Origin of the sequence: Alcaligenes sp. YSL9, assembly GCF_030515105.1 — a bacterium.
In the GTDB taxonomy this organism is placed as follows: domain Bacteria; phylum Pseudomonadota; class Gammaproteobacteria; order Burkholderiales; family Burkholderiaceae_B; genus Alcaligenes; species Alcaligenes phenolicus.
This window is the reverse complement of record NZ_JALXJU010000001.1, coordinates 39,856-58,811: the sequence shown is the minus strand read 5'-3', so window position 1 is coordinate 58,811 and position 18,956 is coordinate 39,856. Positions and strand designations below refer to the sequence as shown.

The window sequence follows — 18,956 nt, the reverse complement described above, 5'->3', positions numbered from 1 at the left end:
TGCAGCTAGCGCCTGCGCAATCAGCGCGGCTTAGCCATTAAAAGAAAGTAGGGAGTTGGCCCGATCTTCGCGTGCGCTGGCGTCCTGGATGACCTTCATCTGGGTTTCAAAGCGGCGCGCATTGGCAATCATGGCCACCATCGCTTCAGCCGGGTTCACATTGCTTTTCTCGATAAAGCCCGAAACCATGCGTACCGACGGATCAACCGGGGCCGGCGCGCCATTGCTCATGCGAAACAAACCATCCTGCCCCCGCAACAAATCAGCAGAAGGGGGATTGACCATCTTCAATTGCCCCATCACCTGGATATCGCGTGGGTTGTCACCCGCACCCAGCGCGGTCAACTGACCGTCGCTGGAGAACGTGATCGATCCGCGATCCGGGATTTCAATGACCTGCCCATCGGCGCTGAGCACGGGCAAGCCACCTTGTGTCACCAGCTGGTTCTGGGCATTGACCACCAGATCGCCTGCCCGCGTATAGGCTTCCTGACCATCCAGCGCACGGACGGCAAACCAGCCCTCGCCCGCAATGGCCACATCCAGCGCATTGCCGGTCTCGGCCATGGCGCCAGGTTGAAAACGGCTGCCAGGCGTCACTGTGGCCGTGCCTACGCGGGTTTGCGAACCCACATCGCTTGTGACGGGCACGGAACGGTAATACGCCAACTGCTGGCGAAAACCGGACGTGTTCACGTTGGCCAGGTTGTTGGTAATGACGTCTTGTTGCTCCAGCGTGCGCTGGGCGCCATTCATGGCGGTGTAAATCAGGCGATCCATGACAGCTCTTAACGCAGGTTGACCAGGGTTTGCAGAACCTGATCCTGCGTCTTGATGGTCTGGGCATTCGCCTGGTAGGTACGCTGGGCAATAATCATATTGACCAGTTCCTGACCCATATCCACGTTGGAATCTTCCACCGCCTGACCCTTGATCGTGGCCAAGCCGTTCTCGCCGGGGCGACCCAGGATAGGCTGGCCCGATGCGCCGGTTTCAGCCCAGGCATTACCACCTACAGGGCTCAGACCTTGCAGGTTGCTGAAATCAGCCAGAACAAGGGAACCCAGACGCTGCGTTACACCGTTGGTGTAGGAAGCCACCATGGTGCCGTCCTTGTCGATGCTCATGCCAGCGTACTCACCCGTGGCGTAACCATCCTGGTAAGGCTTGCCCTTGGCAAACTCGCCACCGAACTGGGTGGTGCCGGTGTAACGCACATCAAACACCAGATCATCCGCTGGCGACGCATTGCCACCGGGATTGGCCAGTGTCAGATTGACGGTAGCCGGATTGGGGCTGGTCATCACGCCTGAACCGTTAAAGGTCAGGGTCGCGCTGGCAGGCGACAAGGGCGTGCTGCCTTCCATGTAATACACGTCCCACACACTCTCACCGGCCGCATTGGCGGGGCGCTTGACGAAGTATTGGGAAACCTCGTGGCTGTTACCCAGCGAATCGTAGACGGAGTAGCTGAATGCGTTGCTGTAAGTGGTGGGGTCTTTGGGATCAAACACATTGACCGCAACGGTTTCCATGTCTGGTTCCATCACGGGCTCCATGACGGGGTTACCGCTGCCATCCAGAACGGGATCACCATTACCGTCCAGCTTGGGAGTCATTTCAGGATTACCGTTGGCATCCAGTTTGGGCTTGAATACCAGATCACCGTTGGCATCCACTTTTTGCTGTGTTTTGGTCGTTGGAATTGCTTCGGCACCGCCGGGCAGGTTGGGCTTGAAATCCAGGGCTGTCGTGGCTTTGGGAGGCACGTTGGCCGAAGGCACTTGCAAGCGCTCCAGCTGGCTACCACCTGGGCCGTAACCGGTCAGGTAATGACCTTGGGCGTTAACCAGATAGCCCGCCTTGTCCGGATAGAACTGGCCATTGCGCGAGAACAGGACAGCGCCGTTACTTTGCTCCAGGCGGAACAAACCGTTTGCACCGTCAATCGCCATGTCGAACTGGTTACCCGAGTTGCTGACGTTACCTACCGAGAAACGCTGGCTGACCCGCGATACCTGCACACCCAGACCGATGCGCGAGTTGGCATACACGTCCGCAAACTGCACGGTCGAGGCCTTGTAGCCCACCGTGCCCGAGTTGGCGATGTTATTACCAATAGAATCCAGGTTTTGGGAGGCGGCGTTCAAGCCACTCAATCCTTGTCCGAAGCTCATGAACTTTCCTTTTAATGTCGTGTTGGCCCAGCCCGCTGTTGGGGCAAGCGGCGCTTACATGATTTTGCGTATATCCAGCAGGGAGAACGAACCCGCCAGGCCAAGGTCCAGCATCAAACCGCTGGAGGTGTAAGCCACGCTATCGACCTTGCCATGCGTCAATGGGCTGGCTGTGACGGCCGTGCCGTCATTACTGGCCAAGACACTGACGGTGTACGAACCGTCGGCCAGCGGTGAACCATCGTTATCCAGGCCGTCCCACTCCAACGAGTACACGCCCGCGTCTTTGGCGCCCAGATCGTATTCACGAACCACTTTGCCGCTGCTATCCTTGATCTGAACCACGGTCGAAGTCGCTCCGCTGACCAGATCAATGCCGTAGGGCATGGCCACTTTCTCGCCATCCTGGCTGGTCCCCAGGGACACTTTCGAGCCCGGCACCAGCACTTGCTTGCCGATCAGATTGGCGGCCTGCATGGACTGACTGACGTCCATTTGCCCGGCCACAGCCAGCAAGGTGTTATTCAATTGCTGAATCCCCGCCACCGTGGACATTTGCGCCATCTGGGTCGTGACCTGGGCGTTATCCATGGGGTTGAGCGGGTCCTGATTACGCAGCTGCGTAATCAGCATGGTCAGAAAGCGGTCTTCCGTTTCCGCCATGGCGCTTTTGTTGCGGGCATCCACACCAGCCATGGTCCCTGCAGTGGGGTCCAGGGCGGTGCGATCATTATTGACTGTGCTCATGTTCTATCTTCCGTAAACCGGCTTACTGGCCAATGGTCAAGGTGCGCAACATCAGATTCTTGGAGGTGTTCACCACTTCCACATTGGCCTGATAGGAGCGCGACGCAGCCAGCATATTGACGGTCTCGGCCACCACATCCACATTGGGCAGAGTCACATAGCCTTGTTCGTCGGCGTAGGGATTGCCGGGGTCATATTGCAAACGGCCGGGCGCATCACTTTCCTGCACGCCCACCACTTGCACGCCACCCACGGGGCTGTTGCCCTGAGGAGTCATTTGAAACACCACTTGGCGGGCCTTGTAGGGCTGGCCATCGGGTCCAACCACGCTATCGGCGTTAGCCAGGTTGCTGGCCGACACGTTCAAGCGCTGCGATTGTGCCGTCAGAGCAGAACCGGCAATCTGGAAAATACTGAAACTGGACATGAAGACTCGCTATTACTGTTGCAAGGCCGCCATCAAGCCTTTCAAGCGCTGGGAAGCCAGGTTGATCGTGCTTTGATAGTGCAAGGTGTTATCGGCAAATTGCATGCGCTCCACATCCATCTCGACCGTGTTGCCGTCCAGAGAAGGTTGTACAGGAACGCGATAGAGCAACTCGTCCGTGCTGGGCGGACGGGTTGCCTGGGCGGGAATATGACGGGCCGAGGTCAAGGACAAACTGGTATTGGGCAAAGCCATCTGGCCCTGCCCCCCTAAAGCGGCCTTCAAGGTGGCCGTAAAGTCCATATCCCTGGCCTTGTAGTTAGGCGTGTCGGCATTGGCAATATTGGAGGCCAGCACCTCCTGGCGCTCCTGGCGCACAGCCAGGGCCGTCTGGTAAAACTTCAGGTGCTCACCGATGCGATCAATCATGGAGTCAAGCCAATATTCTGTGTTCAAGTTTGAGATCCAGGTGAACGCGCGCACGCCTTTTCACCGCCATAACAGAATGGTAGCCAGAGGCACTGCTTCACAAATCAGGGAACAAAACGCAATTTATCGGCCAGTTCAGCTCTTGACCTGGCGACTGAGTCCGTAAAATTCAGTCATGACCTTATATAGACTCCTGATCTGCGTATGCCTGTTCGCCCTGGGTGCAACAGCGAACGTGCGCGCTCAAGAGAGCGTTCAGGCGCTGAGCGTGCAAGCCATGCAGGACCAGGCGCAGGACTATCTGCTCAAGCTGGCGCAGATGTATCCCGGTATCGCCACCATCACCCTGGATAGCGCGCGTCTGAACGCCATGCCTGCCTGCACCCAGAACCAGATATTTCTGCCCAGCGGTCAACGCCTGCGATCGCGCATGAGTGTTGGCGTGCGCTGCCTGAGCCCACAAAGCTGGAGCACCTCCATCAGCGCCACCTTGTCTATTCAGGGACACTATTACGTCACCAACCGCCGCATCAATCCGGGCGAGACCATTCATCAGGACGATCTGCTCGAGCGCGAGGGGGATTTGCTGGCTCTGGCCAATGGCGTGGTCATTGATCCCAACCAGATCATCGGGTATGTCGCCAGCCAGCGTATTCCTTTGGGCAATGCGATACGGGCTTCGGCTCTGCGCGACCCGCAGTCGGTAACACGCGGCCAGATGGTGCGCACCATTGCGCGCGGTATGGGTTTTGTAGCGACCGGCGAGGGCCAGGCCCTGCAAAGCGGCTCACCAGGCACCCAGATTCAGATCAAGGCCAGTTCGGGGCAAGTGATTTCCGCCACGGTACTGGATGCATCCACGGTTCAGGTCGTTCTCTAAACTAAATCGGATGAGCATGCTAAAGTTTGCGTCCAGAGCGCCGTTACAAGATCAACGCAAAGAACAGGCCGCACGGAGAAACACGTGAAGATCAGCCCCTCCCCCCTCAAGACACCCCTTGCTGAAACGTCTGCCGCAGAACGCAGCACGGCATCCCCTCGTGCGCGCCACGCGTACAACAACAGCAGCAGCACCAACGAAGTGGACTTCAGCGCTGCAGCCCGCCAGCTCAATTCCCTGCAAGACAGCAGTGCCGATGTCGACATGAAAAAAGTCGAGGCCTTGCGCGAGGCCATTGCAGCCGGCGAGCTCAAAATTGACACCAGTCGGATCGCCGACTCCCTGATTGCCTCTGTGCGCGATCTTCTCAAGTAACTCACCTGAAACGGCCATGTCTTTGCAAACCTGTCTTGCCGATCAACGCCAAACCCTGCTGGACTTCGAGCAGCTACTGGCAGAAGAAAACACCCTGCTGCTGCGCAGCTTCGAGCCACAAGAACTGGCCCAGATCACCCTGCGCAAATATCAGCTGGTTGAACGTATCGAGCAACAGGACCAGGCTCGCGCCCAGCTCCTGCAAGAGCGCGAGCTGGAAAACAACATCCAGGGCCTGCGCTATGCCGCCGAAGAAGACGAACTGGAACACGAGCTGGACCAACTGATCGAACTGAGCGAGAAAGTACGCAACGCCAGCGACAACAACCGCATTCTGGTGGATACCTTTTTGGTCGACACCCAGCAAAACCTGGATGCCCTGGAAGCCTTCACGGGACGCAATACCTTTTACGACGCGTCCGGCAAAACGCAGAATACGCAGTCGTCCTTGAGCTTGAAGGTTTAGGGCCAAGCCAAAGCTGCGCTCTGACAGACATAAAAAAGCCTGCCACACGGCGGGCTTTTTCAATCTTGCTGGATTTAGCTCATCGCTTCCTTCAACACCAGCATCTTCACCAGCGCATCAACCGCGTGGCTGGACTTCAGCCCCGGTTTGCCCAGCAAGCGTGCGCTGAGTTGTCGCACACCCAGATTGTCCGGTGCCTGCAGCAAATCCCAGGCGGCCAGCGTCAATTGGGCGGCGGCCAGCAAGTTGAGTTCTTCTTCAAACTCGGAATTGCTGGTAGGCAAAATGCCACGCACAGTGCTTAGCAAGCGCGCCATTTCCTGCACTTCGCTACGCAGCATCATGTAGCAGGCCAGACTGGCCGGGGCGATGGCCTCGGAGCCTGCGCGTTGGTGCATCAAGGCAAAACGGGTTTTCAACACTTTGCCGTCGTGACGACGCACGGTGCGCAGAATGATCAGGTCCAGATGCACAGGCTCGGCATTGCGTTGTCGCAACTGCACCGGCTCGACGGCGTACCACAGGGCGATTTCACCCTGCTTGGCGCGGCCCAACGTTTCCAGATGCAAGCGTGCTGCCAGATCGGGAATCGCGTGGAAGGCCAGCTGTTTGCCAAGGGCATTAGGCGTGGTCTTGCCGTCCTTGTGCCACAAGGAGGTCGCACCCGGAATCAGGGCCAGCCAGTCGGCTTCCATATCAGCCCATTGACGCCACATGGTGGGCGAACCACCTTCAAAAATATGCAGCAAGTTTACCGGTTGGGCCTGGGCATTCAAGACCTGCATGGCCTGGTTCAGTGCCTGTGTCGGGCCCGGCCGTTCCATGCTGCGCACGCCCCGTACATCCGACCATTGGGAGGGCGTTTGGCGTTGATAATACGGCACGCTCAAGGCCTGCCCCTTGGGACTGAACAGGAAACTGAACGAGCATTGCTCCTGGCTACCGGCAAGCTGATGATCGGCATGGATCACCAGCAAGCGGGACACATTGCCCTCACTGACTTCCTGACACGCGGCACGCATCAGGCCTTCGGCACGCTGTGCCGCCGCCCCATCCTGAACAGGGGCATTGTGGGCATGCAGATCGCGCCAGAAATCGTAGGCTTCCGCGCAGGCCAGACGCTCGTCCAGGTCGGCGGCTGCACGACGGGCCTGCTCCAGGGCGATAGGGCCACCCGCAGAGGCAGCCGACAACAAACGCGGCAAGACACGCGCACGGCGTTCTTCTTCAGCCTGTTGCTCCTGGGCGGACTGGCCACCGCTTTCCAGCAAGGCAGCCAGATCACCGGAACTGGGCGCGTACAAGGGGCGCTGGTTCTCGCGCACCTGCAAGGCAGAGTCGACCAGTTCGGCGGCACTCATGAAACGCAAATCCTCGGGCACTTTCTGGCCGTTGGACACGTAATGAATAGGCAGCTTGAAGCGAATGGCCGTATCCAGCGGCCCACCCAGCTTGATCGCCTCGTCCACTTTGGAGATGATGCAACCGCTTAGCGGTGTGCCACCATCTTGCGTGTAGCTGCGGGCGACCTCATCCAAGGTATCGCCCTGGCTGGCAGCGTTCAGGACCAGCAAGCGTTGCACCCGGCGTCCGGCACTGGCCAGCAATGCAGCTTGTTCTCGCACATAACGGTCGCGCTGGCTGATGCCCATATTGTCGATCAGGATCACCTGATCGGGCCGCACCCCCAGCATCACGCTACGCAGTTGCGCCACGTCCTGAACAATATGCACGGCTACCCGCATCAGATCGCCATAAATTTTCAGTTGCTCGTGCGCACCGATCCGATAGGTGTCAGTCGTCAGCAAAACGACCTTATCGGGACCAAAACGGCGCACAGCACGCGCAGCCAGTTTGGCCAGCGTGGTGGTCTTGCCCACACCCGTGGGGCCCACCAGAGCCAAGGCCAAGCCGGGCTGCCACAAGGAGTCCTCGGAACGCAGTACCGGCAAATGGGTTTCCAGCTCGGTCCGCACCCATTGCAAGGCCGCCCGCGCGCCCAGTTCTTCGGGCAAGCGCTTGAGCATGGCACGCAACAAGGCAGTACTGAAGCCTTGCGATAAAAGACTCTGAAACAGATTTACCGCTACAGGCGAGCGCCGCATCTGGTGACTCCAGACCAGATCGTCCATGCGGCCTTCCAGGGCACCACGCAATGCCCCAATCGCACCCATCACATTGTCGGCGGCCGGTGGCGGGGCCATCTCCTGCTGACGTATGCCAGCGGCCTGATGCGGTGTGCTGCTGGGCATGGGTGCACGTTCAGTGGCACCACCGGGAACGGAGCTGGAATCGGTAGCGAGAATCTCCACCCCGCCATTCACGCGACGGTTGGACACAATCAAGGCATCGGGGCCCAAAGCGATGCGCACCTGACGCATGGCCTCCCGGCTGGTACTACCAAAAAAGCGACTTATATTCATTCAGACTGACCAATAATGGTGGTGACCCGAAGGATGCGTTCTTCAGGAATTTCAGCGTTGGACAAGACACCCAGTTGTGGGATGTGGTGACGCAAGAAACGCGACAAGGTGGCCCGCAAAACAGGCGGCACAACCAGCACGGGCGGATCCCCATGTTCCTCCTGGAACTGGGCCGCACGCATGGCATCAGTCAGTACCGACTCGGCCAGACCTGGTTCCAGCGCACCACTGCTGGTCAGCGCCTGCGTCATGACCCGCTCCAGACGGGCATCCAGACCAATCACACGCAATTCGCCCTCGCCAGGGAACCACTGCTGCACAATAGCGCGTCCCAAGGCCACGCGCAGAACCGCAAGCAATTCGCCAGCCTCCTGGCCGGGCTGAACCGCGCCGGGAGCCAGAATGCGCGGTGCGTGTTCAGCCAGCGTTTCCACAATGCTACGCATATCGCGAATCGGCACATCTTCAGCCAACAGACCACGCAAGACCTTGAGCAAGAGGCTGAGGGACAAGGTTTGCGGTACAAAATCTTCGACCAGCTTGGGCGCTTCGCGGCCCACGTGATCCAGCAATTGCTGCACTTCCTGACGGCCCAGCAAATCGGCCCCGTGGCGATGCAGCAAGTGGTTGATATGCGTGGCAATCACCGTGCTGGCATCCACCACGGTGTAGCCCGCGATCTGGGCCTGCTCGCGCATGCTGACATCCACCCACACGGCGGGCAGGCCAAAGGCCGGGTCCGTGGTAGGTGTGCCGGGCAGCTTCATGGTGACGCCACCGGGATCAATGGCCAGCCACTGCCCTGGCGTGGCGGTACCCCGGCCAATTTCCACCCCGGCCAACAGGATGCGATAGTCGTTGGGCTTGAGCTCCAGATTGTCCCGAATATGAACCACAGGCGGCAAAAAGCCCACTTCCTGTGCGAACTTTTTACGCAAGCTGCGGATACGATGCAGCAGCTCGCCGTTTTGCGCATGGTCCACCAAAGAGATCAGGCGATAACCCACTTCCAGACCCAGCGGGTCCACCATGGACACATCATTCCAACTGGCTTCACTGGCGGCAGAATCGGCTGCGGCCAGGACTTCATCATTGGGTTCGCTGGCTTGCTGCTGCTGTTCGAGCTGATGCTTTTGCATCATCCAGGCTCCAGCACCCAATATCGCGGCCAGCAGCAGGAACACCAGATTGGGCATGCCGGGAATCAAACCCATCAAACCCAGAATACCGGCGGTGATGTACAGCACCATGGGATTGCGGAAAAGCTGGCTGACCATTTGCTGGCCCACGTCTTCATCCGTCGCCACTCGCGACACCACCACACCGGCGGCAGTAGAAATGATCAGGGCTGGAATCTGGGCGACCAGGCCGTCACCAATGGTCAGCAAGGTGTAAACGCGACCGGCTTCCGAAAAAGACAAGTCATGCTGCAGGACACCAATAATCAGACCGCCAATCACGTTGATGACCATGATCAGCAAGCCCGCCACCGCGTCCCCGCGCACAAACTTGCTGGCACCGTCCATGGAGCCGTAAAACTCGGCTTCCTGCGAAACCTCGGTACGGCGACGACGGGCATCGTCTTCGCCAATCAGGCCAGCGTTCAAGTCGGCATCAATGGCCATCTGCTTGCCCGGCAAGGCGTCCAGGGTAAAGCGTGCCCCCACTTCCGCAATACGGCCAGCACCCTTGGTAATCACCACAAAGTTGATGATGACCAGAATCACGAACACGATCAGACCAACGGCAAAGTTACCGCCCACCAGAAAGTGGCCAAAAGCCTCAATCACCTGACCGGCAGCATCCGGGCCTTTGTGGCCGTTCATCAGTACCACTCGCGTCGAGGCCACATTCAAAGCCAGGCGCAACAAGGTGGCAAACAGCAGCACTGCCGGGAAAGCAGCAAAGTCCAGCGGCTTTTTGGTGAACATGGCCACCAGCAGAATCATGACGGCCAGGGCGATGTTAAAGGTAAACAGCAGGTCCAGCAGAAACGGTGGCAAGGGCAGAATCATCATGGCCATGACCATGAGGATCAGCACCGGACCGGCTAAAAGCCGGGCGTGTTGACCACCGTTTTGTTTCAGTAAGGCAAAAAAATTGTTCATTGCTTTTAGTGTTTGCGCGAACGCAGTGGCCCTTCATCCATGCCAGTTGGCACTTTCAATCGGGTGGGTATGATCGGGCGCTCGCCCTGCCCCTTGTTCCAGTTACGAAGCTGATAAACCCAGGCCAGCACTTCGGCCACGGCCGAGTACAAATCCACAGGAATCTCGCGCTCCAGCTCCACGTTGAAGTACAAGGCCCGTGCCAGCGCAGGCGCCTCCAGCATGGCCACCTTGTGCTCGGCGGCCAGCCCGCGAATCTTGGCAGCAATCAGCCCCGTGCCTTTGGCAACCACACGGGGGGCACCGCCCTTGCCGTCCTGATACTTCAAGGCCACCGCATAATGCGTAGGGTTGGTAACCACCACATCGGCCCCCGGCACCTGGGACATCATGCGCGAACGGGCCATGGACCGTTGCTGCTGCCGAATGCGCCCTTTCACATGCGGGTCACCCTCGCTTTCCTTATGTTCTTCTTTCACATCCTGGCGCGACATGCGCAGCTTTTTGTAAAAGCTCCACAACTGCCAGGGCGCATCAATCAAGACAATCACCAGCAAGCTGGCGGCGATCAGGGCACAACACTTGATGATCAGTGTCATTCCCGTGGCAATGGCCGCCGTGGGATGCACATACATCAGGGCCGTCATCTGCTCGCGCTCGGTCCAGATCACATACACCGCCACCGAACCCACCAGACCGGCTTTGGCCAGGGTCTTGATCAGCTCGATCACGGTCTGCATGGAAAACATGCGCTTGATGCCCTTGGCCGGATTCATGCGCTCGAACTTGGGCTGCAAGGCCTTGCCGCTAAAGCTCATGCCGCCCAGGGCGATAGAGGCAAAGATCGCGACCACAACCAGCAGCAGGAACAGCGGTGCCAGACCTTTTAATGCTTCGCCTGCCAGACCGGCCGCCTGCACCACCATGGCGCTGGGATCGTGCGCTACGCGCGGATCAAACCAGACGCTGCGACGCACAATGCCGCCAAAAGTCTCGTACAAATAGCTGGCCCCGGCCCAGATTCCGCCAATCCCGGCCAGCAGCATCAGGAATGTCGTCAGCTCTCTGGAACGCGCCACCTGCCCTTCTTCCCGCGCCTTTTCCAGGCGCCGGGGTGAGGCCGGTTCTGTTTTTTCGAGATCGCTGTCTTCTGCCATGGACTGCCAAGACGCAGGAATTGAAAGAATGAATCACGCGCCCAGCACGAATGTCGCGTTCGCACTGCAGGCCGCGGGGTCATTCTAAAAGAGCACCACGGCTCTGATAGCGCGGAGAAAGCCCGATAAAAGCAGGCTGTTCCCCACAAGCAAAAAGGCGCTGCAAGGTGCAGCGCCTTTCTGAAGCGAACGCGATGATCGAATTTGGGCGAGGATCAAAAGCCCAGATTCGCCAGCAAGTCGTCCACCTGGTCCTGGCTGGTGACCACTTCCGAGGCTACCGGCGAGACCACTGGGCCGTTGATAAGGCTTTGAGTTTCTTCGCGTTTTTCTGTGGGGACATTATCGACCAGCACCTGGACCAGTTCGGTCTCGATGGTGCCAACCACACCCAGCATGCGCGTGATCACCTGCCCGGTCAGATCCTGAAAGTCCTGGGCCATGATGATTTCCAGCAGATTGTCCTGCGTCTGCTGGGCCTTGACGGGCACATCGCGCAAGAAGCCGCGGGTACGCTTGACCAGTTCGCGGGCCTGGTCCTGGTCCAGAGGCTGTTCAAACCACTGTTCCCATTCGGCATCCAGGGCCTGGGCGTCCTCTTGCAAGGACTCCTGCAAAGGACGCACCTGCTCGGCCGCGTTCAGTACCCGGTTGGCGGCCTGCTCAGTCATGCGAGCCACATAGTGCAGACGATCACGGGCATCCGGAATCGCGTGCGCGGCATCTTTAATGGCCTGATCCAGACCCAGTTCGCGCATGCTTTCCCGCAGCAGGCGGGTCAGATTGGCGATGCGGTAGACCAGATCAACCGGTACGCTTTGGGGGTCGGGATGATTCGGTGTTTGCTGTGGATCCATGACGTACTCCGTATTAACCGGCCATTTTCTCGAAGATCTTGTTCAGCTTCTCTTCCAGAGTTGCGGCGGTAAAGGGTTTGACGACGTAGCCATTGGCGCCCGCCTGGGCGGCGGCAATAATGTTCTCTTTCTTGGCTTCGGCGGTCACCATCAGCACAGGCAAAGAGGACAGGTTGGCATCGGCACGAATCTGCTTGAGCATTTCCAGCCCATCCAGATTCGGCATATTCCAGTCAGAGACCACAAACTCGAAATTGCCGTTGCGCAGTTTTTCCAGGCCCATCTGACCATCTTCTGCTTCGTCTACATTCTCGTATCCCAGATCCTTGAGCAGGTTCTTGATGATCCGGCGCATGGTGGGAAAGTCATCGACGACGAGAATTTTTATATTTTTTTGTACCATTTACATTCTCCAAATGAGTAGCATGCCAGTGCGTTCAGGACCGTTTATACACGGTGCCCAAAGGCCCCCACACTGGCCAGAATTCGTTCGCTGATCTGCCCCAGGGGCAAGGCGATGTCCGCCGCGCCAATTTGCAGGGCTTCACGCGGCATGCCAAAGACCACGCTGGTGGCTTCGTCCTGGGCAAAAGTCATGGCACCGGCCTGTTTCATGGCCAGCAAACCTTGCGCGCCGTCCTTGCCCATGCCGGTCAGAATGACACCCACGGCATTGCGTCCGGCCAGCTCGGCGGCAGAGTGAAACAGCACATCAACCGAGGGCCGGTGGCGGTTGACAGGTTCACTGTCCACCAGCTTGACCACATAGTTGGCACCCGAGCGGGCCAGCTTCATGTGCGCCACGCCACCGGGAGCCAGATACACATGGCCGGGCAACACGCGCTGACCATCTTCGGCCTCGTGCACCTGCATGGAACACAGACCATCCAGACGGTTCACGAACGAGCGCGTGAAACCGGCTGGCATATGTTGGGTAATCATGATGGCCGGACAATTGGCCGGCAAAGGCTCCAGCACCTGGCGAATGGCCTCGGTGCCGCCAGTGGATGCACCGATCATGATCAGTTTTTCAGTGGTCGAAAAGTTGTGCGTCAGGCGACGAGCCGGGGCCGACCCTGCCGGGGCCGGGGTCGCACGACGTGGACGCGCAATGGAAGCGGCGCGGATCTTGTCGGCAATCAGATCCGAGTAATCCAGCAAGCCATCACGCAGGCCCAGCTTGGGCTTGGTCACAAAGTCCACCGCGCCCAGCTCCAGGGCACGCAAGGTCACGTCCGAATTGCGCTCGGTCAGCGAGGACACCATCACCACGGGCATGGGACGCAAGCGCATCAGTCGCTCCAGAAAGTCCAGCCCGTCCATGCGCGGCATCTCGACGTCCAGCGTCAGCACATCCGGATTGTGTTCTTTGATCAGCTCGCGCGCCACCAGCGGATCGGGGGCCACGGCCACCACTTCCATATCCGCATGACTGTTGATAATTTCCACCATCAGGCTGCGCACCAGGGCGGAATCGTCTACACACAAAACTCGAATTTTCTTCATGCTACTCATAATCCCGATTTCAAACGCCAACAGAGCTTGGGGCGGGGTGAAACTAATGGGCCCTAGTTCCGGACATACACCGTCTGACCCAGCAAACGAAAGGCCTTGGTCAGATAGGAGAAGTTCTCGGAATGCCCCACAAACAGCAGTCCGCCAGGCTTGGTGACGGCGGCAAAGCGCTCCAGAATGCGTGTCTGATCATCACGATCAAAATAAATCATGGTGTTTCTACAGAAGATCACATCAAAACGGCTGGAAGACGGCCAGGCCGGCCCCACCAGATTGAACTCCTCAAACTCCACCATATTGCGCAACACGGGCTTGACGCGTGCCAGCCCCTTGCGAGCGCCCACGCCACGCTGAAAGTAACGCGGCAGCCACAAATCGGGCACGGGCTGAATGCGCTCCAGGGTATACACGCCCTGACGGGCCTTGTCCAAGGCTGCCGAGTCAATATCACTAGCCAGAATGGATACGTTCACATCCGGTGAAGGGCAGTGTTCGCGCACCGTCATGGCAATGGAATACGCTTCCTCGCCCGTAGAGGCGGCGCTGCACCAGATATCCAGGGGTTTGCCGCGTGTACTGACAAACTTGCCCAGAATATCGAAGTGATGTTGCTCCCGAAAAAACGCGGTGTGATTGATGGTGAAAGCGTTGACGAAGTCCTGCCACTCCTGGCTATGCGTGTCCTGTTCCAGAATATCCAGGTACTGGCGTACCTCGCGCATGCCCGCGTTCTGACTGCGCATACCCAGCGTGCGGGCCACCATATCTTCTTTGTGGGTACCTAAGATGATGCCCGCATACGACTTGAGCAAGCGCGCGGCTCGCTCACAGTCGGCCCTCGAGGCTTGCGGGATCGAGGGCAATGTATAAACAAAAGGTTCCACAGATGTGCTCATATAACTACAGGCTGGCCAAGGTCCCGCTAAAAGGCCCCGCCGACAGACGCTCGGTAGAACGTAATCGTTCCGGCTCGGGCGCTTCAAACGGATCATCAATAATGTCTTGCGCACTGACTTTGAACGCCGACACCGCATCGGACAAACGGGTCGCCTGATCCTGCAAGGAGCCCGCCGCAGCGGTAGCCTGCTCGACCAGGGCCGCGTTCTGCTGCACAACCACATCCATTTGCGCAACCGCCCGGTTCACCTGCTCAATTCCTTCGGACTGCTCGTTTGAAGCCGAGGAGATTTCCGCCATGATGGTCGTTACGCTCTGTACCGAGCTGACCACTTCCATGACCACCTTGCCCGCCTCATCCACCTGTCGAGTCCCTTCTTTCACTTTGGCCAGCGACTGCTCGATCAAGCCCTTGATCTCGCGCGCCGCTTGCGCACTGCGCTGGGCCAGACTGCGTACCTCACCGGCCACCACCGCAAAACCCTTGCCCTGCTCGCCTGCACGGGCGGCTTCCACCGCGGCGTTCAAGGCCAGAATATTGGTCTGGAAGGCAATGCCGTCGATCACGTTCACGATCTGGGCAATCTGTCCCGAACTGGCCGACAAGTCTTCCATGGTTTGCACCACGGTAGAGACCGCCTGGCCACCGCGCAGAGCCACTTCGGAAGCATTCTTGGCAACCTGATCCGCTTGCTGGGCATTGTCCGAGTTCTGACGAACCGTGCTGGCCAACTGCTCCATGCTGGCCGCAGTCTGCTGCAAGGAGGCGGCCTGCTCTTCCGTGCGACTGCTCAAGTCCGTATTGCCCACATAGATTTCATGCGAGCCAAAAGTGATCTCTTCCACGCCCTGGCGCACGGTCTGCACCATGGACTGCAAGCTGCCCTGCATGCGACGCACGGCGTCATACAGCACACCAATTTCATTGGTGGACTTCACTTCCACGCGCTGGGTCAGATCCCCGCTGGCGATGCGATCAAAGTGCGCACCGGCCTGACGCAAGGGGCGCAACACCATGCGATTCAAGAACACATACACGGCCAAGGAGATAAACAGACAAAGCACCATGGCCAGACCCACCAGGCGGATCACCATGTTGTACTGGTCGTTTTCTTTCTGGTATTGCGAGTCGATAGAACGCTGCTGAGCTTCCTGCAAGGTGTTCAAGGCGCTGTACAGATCCTCTTCCAGGAACTTGGTGGTAGTCGCCACATAGCTGCGGAAACCCGCAATATCACCTTGCTCCAGATAGGCGATCAAGGGCAGCACGCCACCTTGCATCAGGGACATGAACGCCGCATCGACACGCTGGTAGTAATCGTTGGTGCCTTCCAGTTGGGTGGCAACACCCTGGTATTCAAAGAAGGCTTCCTGGGCCAGTTCAAACTGCTTGCGCGTGGCATCCAGGGCATCCCGGGTTGCCGAGCTGATCGCCGAGGTTTTGGGAGCCACATCGCTCCACTCGGCCATCAAGTCCTGGTTTTGCAGATCATTGCTGACCACATAGCTGATGGCCGCTCGTCCAATCAGGGTTTGAGTCTCTTTGTAGCGCTCGATGGCCTGATACATGGCCGAGCCTACACGCTGATTGACCACGATGCTTTGCAGCGCACCGTTATTGGCGCGCAGGGACAAAATCCCCAGAGCGGCACCTGCCACCAGCATTGCTAAAAAAAACACCAGTACCAGAATCAGACTGGTCCGCACCTTCAGATTGGCTAAACGTAATCCATCCAGCATTGCAAGCACCTTGTCTAGAGTAGATCCGAACATCAGAGGCGCTTGTGACGCCTCCCCCGGCCCGAACATTCCTTGAAGGACCCGTTAAACAAGTCCCCGCCTGGCAAGTCTTTGCAGACTCGGGCGATCAGGCCACTGCGCTGTCAACCAGAGCCATCTCTTCACTGGTCATCAGTTTTTCAATATCCACCAAAATCAGCATACGTTCGCCCAGCGTACCGATACCGGTCAGGTACTCGGTCGAGAAGGCGGTGCCGAAGCTGGGGGCAGCGCTGATCTGGGACGATTGCAGCACCAGTACATCCGAGACACCATCCACCACCACACCCACTACGCGGTCGTGCAAGTTCAGAATCACCACGACGGTCTGGTGGTCGTACTCCACCCGTTCCATGTTGAAACGCACCCGCAAGTCTGCGATAGGAACAATTACGCCACGCAGATTGGTAACGCCCTTGATGAAATTGGGCACGTTGGCGATACGAGTGACGGTCTGGGAGTCGTAGCCCCGGATCTCCTGAACTTTCAGAATATCGATGCCGTATTCCTGGTCGCCCAGAGTAAATACCAGATACTCCTTGCCGCCAGCCTCGGCAGCTTCGGAGTGGGAAGTAAAGTCGTTGGACATAAAGATCTCCGAATAATCAGGCCCACGTCGAGGCGGGGTCCCGCGCCAGACGTTGCAAGGCAAAAACATCAACAATCAGGGCTACGCTGCCATCGCCCAAAATGGTGGCAGCAGAAATACCCGGAATTTTTCGATAATTGGCTTCCAGGTTCTTGACCACGACTTGATGCTGACCAATCAGATGATCGACCAGCAAGGCAAAGCGCATGTCTTCAGCCTGCAAGATAACGGCAATCGCACGAGTCACATCGGTCTCGGCCCCTTCAACCGAGAAGATGTCACGCAGGGAAATCAGGGGCAGATACTCGCCACGTACAAACATGACGTGATCGGTATCGGTGACGCTGCGCAACTGTTCTTCAGTGGGCTGCATGGATTCGGTTACGTGAGCCAGCGGCAGGATGAACACCTCATTGCCCACCTGTACCGACATGCCGTCCAGAATCGCCAGCGTCAGCGGCAAAACAATACGGGTGGTCGTTCCCTTGCCTGCGCGCGAGTACAGCTGCACATGGCCGCCCATGCTTTGGATATTACGTCGCACCACGTCCATGCCCACACCACGTCCGGAAATTTCCGTGACTTTGTCGGCGGTGGAAAAGCCGGGGGCAAAAATCAGTTGCCACACTTCGTCGTCCGGCATGGTCTCGGTGACCGGCAGGCCCGAAGACATGGCTTTCTTCAAAATACGTTCGCGGTTCAGACCAGCGCCATCGTCCACCACTTCAATGATGATATGGCCGCCCTGGTGCTGGGCCGACAAGGTCAGCACGCCCTCTTCTTCCTTGCCCGCAGCCAGACGATCCTCGGGCATTTCAATGCCGTGGTCGATACTGTTGCGCACCAGGTGCGTGAGCGGATCAATAATGCGTTCGATCAGACTCTTGTCCAGCTCGGTGGCCTGCCCTTTGGTGACCAGACGAATCTTCTTGTTCATGCGGGCCGCGCTTTCACGCACCACACGCGGAAAGCGGCTGAACACGTAATCCATCGGCATCATGCGAATGGACATCACGGACTCTTGCAGGTCGCGCGCATTGCGCTCCAACTGTTCGATGCCATTTAACAGGCGATCATGCACGACCGGGTCCAGCGTCGAGGCGGTTTGCACCAGCATGGCTTGTGTAATGACCAGCTCGCCCACCAGGTTGATGATCTGGTCAACTTTTTCCACGCCCACGCGGATCGTACCGGACTCTTTGGGAGCCGCGGCCTTGGCGGGTTTGTCGGCAGCTTTAGGGGCAGCAGCAGGAGCAGGCGTTTCGGTTTTTTCAGGTTCAGCCGCAACAGGGGCTGGTGCTGGAGCGGCCGGAGCGACAGCGGCGGGTTCGACAACCACGGCGGCGGCAGGAGCAGAAGCAGCCGCGGATGCTGGAGCCGCCGCTTGCCCAGGAGCAGCAGCCGGTTTTACCGACACCTGATCGGCATTCAGAATAAAGCAGCAAACGGCCAGGATGTCGTCCGCTGAACCTGTGGTTTCCACCCAGATATCCAGGCGATCGCCTTCACGGGTTTGATGGACGATGGTGCCCATCAACTCCATTTCTTGTTGCAGCGCCTCCGCATCTTTATCCGATACCGGTCCCATGGACACCCACAGTGGCAAGCTATCCGTATTGGCGGCCGGTTCCGGCTCGGGTTCCGCTTCGGCTTGCAGAATCGCTTCGGTTCCTTTCGCGTCCGTTGCCAGAATGCCCTTTTGCTCCAGGGCCAGTTGCCTCAATTGTGCGCAGATACGGGTATAGGCTTCCTCGTCAGGCTCCTGTTCCTCGCGGTAGGCATTGACTTGTCCGGTTAGCACGTCCTTGGTTTCCAGAAAGAGGTCAATCATGTCCTTGCGCAATTGCATCTCGCCATTACGGACCAGATCGAGCAGATTTTCGAGTAAGTGGGTAGTTTCAGCCAGCTGACCGAAGCAACCAAACGTGCCTGCACCGCCCTTGATCGAGTGCGCGGCCCGGAAGATGGCATTGAGCTGATCGCGATCAGGCTCGTCCAGATCCAGCTCCAGCAGCAAGCGCTCCATGTCCGCCAGCAACTCATCGGCTTCATCGAAAAAGGTTTCGTAAAACTGACTCAGATCTACGCCGGAGCTCATGAACACTTCCTTCCTGGTTATGGCTTAGAACA

18 protein-coding genes are annotated in these 18,956 nt (G+C 58.2%); 3 read left to right on the top strand and 15 right to left on the bottom strand.

Translation table 11 applies throughout. The features are described from left to right. Positions 1-30: 30 nt before the first annotated feature. Genes flgF through flgB form a run of 5 tightly spaced genes read right to left on the bottom strand, consistent with a single transcriptional unit; the run spans position 31 to position 3,780 of the window. Complete coding sequence (gene flgF / locus M2Q46_RS00280) at positions 31-780, bottom strand: flagellar basal-body rod protein FlgF (protein ID WP_035269047.1); 750 nt, start codon at positions 778-780, stop codon at positions 31-33. Positions 781-788: 8 nt separating this feature from the next. Then, a complete protein-coding gene (locus M2Q46_RS00275; RefSeq protein WP_060186850.1) occupies positions 789-2,177 on the bottom strand; it encodes a flagellar hook protein FlgE in 1,389 nt (462 codons plus the stop codon). A gap of 54 nt (positions 2,178-2,231) precedes the next feature. Continuing rightward, entirely contained in the window at positions 2,232-2,924 is a 693-nt protein-coding gene (locus M2Q46_RS00270) for a flagellar hook capping FlgD N-terminal domain-containing protein (RefSeq protein ID WP_035269042.1), read from the bottom strand. A gap of 22 nt (positions 2,925-2,946) precedes the next feature. Next, positions 2,947-3,351 (bottom strand): flagellar basal body rod protein FlgC, encoded by a 405-nt coding sequence (flgC, locus tag M2Q46_RS00265; RefSeq protein ID WP_009458120.1) that lies wholly within the window; start codon positions 3,349-3,351, stop codon positions 2,947-2,949. Positions 3,352-3,363: 12 nt separating this feature from the next. Beyond that, complete coding sequence (gene flgB / locus M2Q46_RS00260) at positions 3,364-3,780, bottom strand: flagellar basal body rod protein FlgB (RefSeq protein WP_009458122.1); 417 nt, start codon at positions 3,778-3,780, stop codon at positions 3,364-3,366. A 175-nt stretch (positions 3,781-3,955) separates the two neighbouring features. On the opposite strand from flgB, the gene flgA reads away from it, so the two are divergent. The 3 genes from flgA (at position 3,956) to flgN (ending at position 5,501) form a co-directional block, all read left to right on the top strand. After that, positions 3,956-4,660 carry a flagellar basal body P-ring formation chaperone FlgA gene (gene flgA / locus M2Q46_RS00255; RefSeq protein ID WP_035269039.1) on the top strand — a complete coding sequence of 235 codons (705 nt, stop codon included), beginning with the start codon at positions 3,956-3,958 and terminating at the stop codon, positions 4,658-4,660. An 84-nt stretch (positions 4,661-4,744) separates the two neighbouring features. Beyond that, positions 4,745-5,035: a flagellar biosynthesis anti-sigma factor FlgM gene (gene flgM, locus M2Q46_RS00250; RefSeq protein WP_035269036.1), complete on the top strand. Its 291-nt coding sequence runs from the start codon at positions 4,745-4,747 to the stop codon at positions 5,033-5,035. 16 nt (positions 5,036-5,051) lie between these two features. Continuing rightward, positions 5,052-5,501 carry a flagellar export chaperone FlgN gene (gene flgN / locus M2Q46_RS00245; RefSeq protein ID WP_060186847.1) on the top strand — a complete coding sequence of 150 codons (450 nt, stop codon included), beginning with the start codon at positions 5,052-5,054 and terminating at the stop codon, positions 5,499-5,501. 74 nt (positions 5,502-5,575) lie between these two features. Here the strand turns inward: flgN and flhF are convergent, their stop codons facing one another. From flhF to cheA, 10 genes are all read right to left on the bottom strand, one after another. After that, entirely contained in the window at positions 5,576-7,924 is a 2,349-nt protein-coding gene (gene flhF, locus M2Q46_RS00240; RefSeq protein ID WP_035269033.1) for a flagellar biosynthesis protein FlhF, read from the bottom strand. Continuing rightward, positions 7,921-10,032 carry a flagellar biosynthesis protein FlhA gene (gene flhA, locus M2Q46_RS00235; protein WP_035269032.1) on the bottom strand — a complete coding sequence of 704 codons (2,112 nt, stop codon included), beginning with the start codon at positions 10,030-10,032 and terminating at the stop codon, positions 7,921-7,923. The genes flhF and flhA overlap by 4 nt, the downstream gene beginning before the upstream one ends. A 5-nt stretch (positions 10,033-10,037) precedes the next feature. Next, complete coding sequence (gene flhB / locus M2Q46_RS00230; protein WP_088452359.1) at positions 10,038-11,189, bottom strand: flagellar biosynthesis protein FlhB; 1,152 nt, start codon at positions 11,187-11,189, stop codon at positions 10,038-10,040. Between the two features lie 215 nt (positions 11,190-11,404). Continuing rightward, entirely contained in the window at positions 11,405-12,046 is a 642-nt protein-coding gene (cheZ, locus tag M2Q46_RS00225; RefSeq protein ID WP_021446830.1) for a protein phosphatase CheZ, read from the bottom strand. A 13-nt stretch (positions 12,047-12,059) separates the two neighbouring features. Beyond that, positions 12,060-12,449 carry a chemotaxis response regulator CheY gene (cheY, locus tag M2Q46_RS00220; protein WP_009458133.1) on the bottom strand — a complete coding sequence of 130 codons (390 nt, stop codon included), beginning with the start codon at positions 12,447-12,449 and terminating at the stop codon, positions 12,060-12,062. A gap of 44 nt (positions 12,450-12,493) precedes the next feature. Next, positions 12,494-13,552 carry a chemotaxis response regulator protein-glutamate methylesterase gene (locus tag M2Q46_RS00215; RefSeq protein WP_021446831.1) on the bottom strand — a complete coding sequence of 353 codons (1,059 nt, stop codon included), beginning with the start codon at positions 13,550-13,552 and terminating at the stop codon, positions 12,494-12,496. A 62-nt stretch (positions 13,553-13,614) separates the two neighbouring features. Then, on the bottom strand, positions 13,615-14,457 hold the full coding sequence (locus M2Q46_RS00210; RefSeq protein ID WP_026484567.1) for a CheR family methyltransferase: 843 nt from the start codon (positions 14,455-14,457) through the stop codon (positions 13,615-13,617). 4 nt (positions 14,458-14,461) lie between these two features. Beyond that, positions 14,462-16,198, bottom strand: coding sequence for a methyl-accepting chemotaxis protein (locus M2Q46_RS00205; protein WP_035269028.1), 1,737 nt, complete (start codon positions 16,196-16,198; stop codon positions 14,462-14,464). 127 nt (positions 16,199-16,325) lie between these two features. Then, positions 16,326-16,826, bottom strand: coding sequence for a chemotaxis protein CheW (locus tag M2Q46_RS00200; RefSeq protein ID WP_009455177.1), 501 nt, complete (start codon positions 16,824-16,826; stop codon positions 16,326-16,328). 16 nt (positions 16,827-16,842) lie between these two features. After that, a complete protein-coding gene (gene cheA, locus M2Q46_RS00195; RefSeq protein WP_302356164.1) occupies positions 16,843-18,924 on the bottom strand; it encodes a chemotaxis protein CheA in 2,082 nt (693 codons plus the stop codon). Between the last annotated feature and the right edge of the window lie 32 nt (positions 18,925-18,956).